General features: G+C 32.2%; 1 protein-coding gene. It reads left to right on the plus strand.

All coding sequences use genetic code 11. The features are described from left to right. Window positions 1–199: 199 nt before the first annotated feature. Window positions 200–1,420, plus strand: a complete 1,221-nt coding sequence (locus G1O98_RS38200; RefSeq protein ID WP_163939650.1) for an ISL3 family transposase — start codon at window positions 200–202, stop codon at window positions 1,418–1,420. Window positions 1,421–1,436 lie beyond the last annotated feature (16 nt).

The raw sequence follows: 1,436 nt of genomic DNA on the forward strand, positions 1-1,436 counted from the left end.
GGTTCTTCCGGTACTTTTATGGTAGTTACTAAATTTCAGTAAATTTTAGTAACTACCTTTTAATAATGCTAATCCTTGAAATATATACTGTATAAGTATTACAGCCGTTTCACGTATAGTAAAATAATCCAATCAGCATGATTTATAATATAACACAGTAAAATTTAAGGCGTTCACGCAGTGTGCCGTAAGTATCGCTATGAAATTTACTGTAGAGCAAATCCTGAATCTGCCCGATATGAAAGTATTAGATTTTCAAGAAATTGAAGGGGAAGAAATAATTATAACGATAGAAAAAAGCTTTAACTATTCGACTTGTCCATTTTGTGGGCAAATTACTCAGAGTATACATCAAAATCATTGGCGGATGATTCATGATTTACCTTGGAGTAAAAAGCCAGTACTCTTAAAAATAAATCGTCGCCAGTTCAAATGTCATAAATGTAAAAAAGTTTTTAGTGAGAAACTAGATTTTGTAGATAAAAGTAAAGGATATACAAAAAGATTAGCAACAGACATAGTACAACAAGTATTAAATAGTAACATTCATAGTGTTGCCGAAAGGAATGGATTGAGTGATGAAGAAGTAGAATCAATGTTAAATAATCTTGTGTCACAAATATTAAATATTAACTTAAGTCAGGTAAAAAAGTTAGGAATAGATGAAATAGCTTTAGTTAAAGGGCAAGGAAACTACTTAGCAGTATTAGTGGATTTAGATACTCATAAGCCAATTGAAATAGTGCAATCACGACGAATAGAAGATATCCGTGAAGTAATTGCTGGCTGGGGATTTGAAGTACTTAATCAAATAGAAGAAGTGAGTATTGATCTCTGGTCGCCTTATAAAAGTTTAGTAGAAGATTTAATGCCAAATGCTAACATAACTGCTGACAGGTTTCATGTGATGAAACAAGTAAATGATGAATTAGATAGGATGCGTAAAACTGAGAAGAAAGCAGCAATATCCTTAAAAGATAAATCCGAAAAATCTCGCATACTAGAGGCATTAAGTAAAAGCAAATATAGTTTAATTAAAAATGAATGTTCTTTAAATGACAAGCAAAAATCAAAATTAAACTCCGTGTTAAAGGTATCGCCGACTCTCGCTAAAATGCACGCACTTAAAGAACAATTTCGCCAGATATTTGAAACCACTAAATCTTGGGGAGATAGCATAACAAAATTATTAGATTGGATGTATGATGCACGTTCATACTTCCCGAAAAGTCTAGGGACAATGGTGAGATGGTTTGGGGAAATAGTCGGTTATTTTGATGGCAGAACTACCAATGGTACTGTAGAAGGAATTAATAATAAACTCAAGTTAATTAAAAGACTTGGGTATGGCTTTCGTAACTTTAGAAATTTTAGATTACGCAGTTTATTAAACTGGCACTTTTCTATTAATTCTCCATAAAAGTAACCGAAGAACC

Origin of the sequence: Nostoc sp. UIC 10630 (assembly GCF_010747425.1) — a bacterium.
GTDB lineage: Bacteria > Cyanobacteriota > Cyanobacteriia > Cyanobacteriales > Nostocaceae > Nostoc.

Coding starts and splice junctions, on each gene's coding strand:
- G1O98_RS38200 (WP_163939650.1), top strand. CDS start 200: ATGAAATTTACTGTAGAGCAAATCCTGAATCTGCCCGATATGAAAGTA.